This is a genomic window from Mesorhizobium hawassense, assembly GCF_003289945.1.
In the GTDB taxonomy this organism is placed as follows: Bacteria; Pseudomonadota; Alphaproteobacteria; order Rhizobiales; family Rhizobiaceae; genus Mesorhizobium; species Mesorhizobium hawassense.
The window spans coordinates 1-2,500 of sequence record NZ_QMBP01000046.1 but is presented as its reverse complement, the minus strand read 5'-3'; the positions used below and the strand labels follow the sequence as shown (position 1 = coordinate 2,500).

The following is a 2,500-nucleotide window of genomic DNA, read 5'->3' as shown; positions in this document are numbered from 1 at the left end:
AGCAGCCATCATTTAAAGAAAGCGTAACAGCTCACTGGTCTAAATAAGGGTCTTTGCGCCGAAAATGTAACGGGGCTAAAGCCATACACCGAAGCTTAGGGTTCGTGAGCAATCACGAGCGGTAGCGGAGCGTTCTGTAAGCTGATGAAGCCGTACCCGTGAGGGGCGGTGGAGGTATCAGAAGTGCGAATGCTGACATGAGTAACGTAAGGGGAGTGAGAGACTCCCCCGCCGAAAGACCAAGGGTTCCTGCTTAAAGTTAATCTGAGCAGGGTTAGCCGGCCCCTAAGACGAGGCGGAAACGCGTAGTCGATGGGAACCACGTTAATATTCGTGGGCCTGGAGGTAGTGACGGATCACACAAGTTGTCCAATCTTATCGGATTGAACGGGCAGCGGAGTGGTTCCAGGAAATAGCTCCTCCTTATAGACCGTACCCGAAACCGACACTGGTGGTCAGGTAGAGTATACCAAGGCGCTTGAGAGAACTATGCTGAAGGAACTCGGCAAATTGCACGCGTAACTTCGGAAGAAGCGTGACCCTTTTTTACGCAAGTAGAGGAGGGTGGCACAGACCAGGGGGTAGCGACTGTTTATCAAAAACACAGGGCTCTGCGAAGCCGCAAGGCGACGTATAGGGTCTGACGCCTGCCCGGTGCTGGAAGGTTAAGAGGAGGGGTGCAAGCTCTGAATCGAAGCCCCAGTAAACGGCGGCCGTAACTATAACGGTCCTAAGGTAGCGAAATTCCTTGTCGGGTAAGTTCCGACCTGCACGAATGGCGTAACGACTTCCCCGCTGTCTCCAGCATAGACTCAGTGAAATTGAATTCCCCGTGAAGATGCGGGGTTCCTGCGGTTAGACGGAAAGACCCCGTGCACCTTTACTATAGCTTTACATTGGCATTCGTAGTGGCATGTGTAGGATAGGTGGTAGGCTTTGAAACCTGGGCGCCAGCTCAGGTGGAGCCACCCTTGAAATACCACCCTTATTACTATGGATGTCTAACCGCGGCCCGTCATCCGGGTCCGGGACAATGTATGGTGGGTAGTTTGACTGGGGCGGTCGCCTCCTAAAGAGTAACGGAGGCGCGCGATGGTGGGCTCAGAACGGTCGGAAATCGTTCGCTGAGTGCAATGGCATAAGCCTGCCTGACTGCGAGACTGACAAGTCGAGCAGAGACGAAAGTCGGTCATAGTGATCCGGTGGTCCCGCGTGGAAGGGCCATCGCTCAACGGATAAAAGGTACGCCGGGGATAACAGGCTGATGACCCCCAAGAGTCCATATCGACGGGGTTGTTTGGCACCTCGATGTCGACTCATCGCATCCTGGGGCTGGAGCAGGTCCCAAGGGTATGGCTGTTCGCCATTTAAAGCGGTACGTGAGTTGGGTTCAGAACGTCGTGAGACAGTTCGGTCCCTATCTGCCGTGGGTGTAGGAATATTGAAAGGATCTGTCCCTAGTACGAGAGGACCGGGATGGACGGATCTCTGGTGGACCTGTTGTGGCGCCAGCCGCATTGCAGGGTAGCTATATCCGGACGGGATAACCGCTGAAGGCATCTAAGCGGGAAACCCACCTTGAAACGAGTATTCCCTGAGAACCGTGGAAGACGACCACGTTGATAGGCCGGGTGTGGAAGAGCGGCAACGCTTGAAGCTTACCGGTACTAATAGTTCGATAGGCTTGATCGTTCTCATTCCTAATATCCATCCGACAAAGTCGGATGGTCTGCCAGCGCTCACGCATGAGCGGCCCCTTCAGGGCCTATGCTCCGCGAGGGCGCCGGACGACCGGCGACGCGCAGTCGCGCTTGCGGGCTTCGCCCGTTAAGCAAAACGCAGACGTCGCCTTGGCACAAAACGACGATCCTTTGGATCGCGCTGCGACGATCCCTGGATCGCGCTTGAACAGCTTCTCGATTTGAACGTGCGTTTTGCCGACCTGGTGGTTATGGCGGAGCGGCTGCACCCGATCCCATTCCGAACTCGGCCGTGAAACGCTCCAGCGCTGATGGTACTTCGTCTCAAGACGCGGGAGAGTAGGTCGCTGCCAGGTCTGCCAAACGCACGTTCACCTCACATCCGCAACCGGATGGAAGGCAAATCTTCTCTATACGACAAGGCCCGCCAAACGGGATCTCGGGCCGCGCAAGCGGCCCTTTCATTTGGCAGACCCATTGAATCCGGTAAGCTCATGCTTACCTCTATGGACGCAAGCAAACGCTTGCTCGTAGGTCGCAAGCAAACGCTTGCTCGTAGGTGACGCGGGGTGGAGCAGCCCGGTAGCTCGTCAGGCTCATAACCTGAAGGTCACAGGTTCAAATCCTGTCCCCGCAACCAAATACAAAAGAGCCCGCCCTCGTGCGGGCTCTTTTGTATCTGGCCGTGGTGGCCGGCGATTTAACCGGTCATCAGGAGCCCGCAAGGAGGCGTAGCCGACGCCGCGGGACAGAAAACCCAAATCCTGTCCCCAAAACCAACACCAAAAACGGCCCGCGCC

At 56.0% G+C, this 2,500-nt stretch carries 1 tRNA gene and 2 rRNA genes (1 of these 3 cut by a window edge); all 3 read left to right on the top strand.

Features of this window, described 5'->3' with window-relative positions:
* Positions 1-1,692, top strand: a 23S ribosomal RNA gene (locus DPM33_RS35435) (it extends 1,108 nt beyond the left edge of the window).
* Positions 1,693-1,941: 249 nt separating this feature from the next.
* Positions 1,942-2,056: ribosomal RNA gene (rrf, locus tag DPM33_RS35430) — 5S ribosomal RNA — on the top strand.
* A gap of 207 nt (positions 2,057-2,263) precedes the next feature.
* Positions 2,264-2,340: transfer RNA gene (locus DPM33_RS35425), tRNA-Met, on the top strand.
* Positions 2,341-2,500 lie beyond the last annotated feature (160 nt).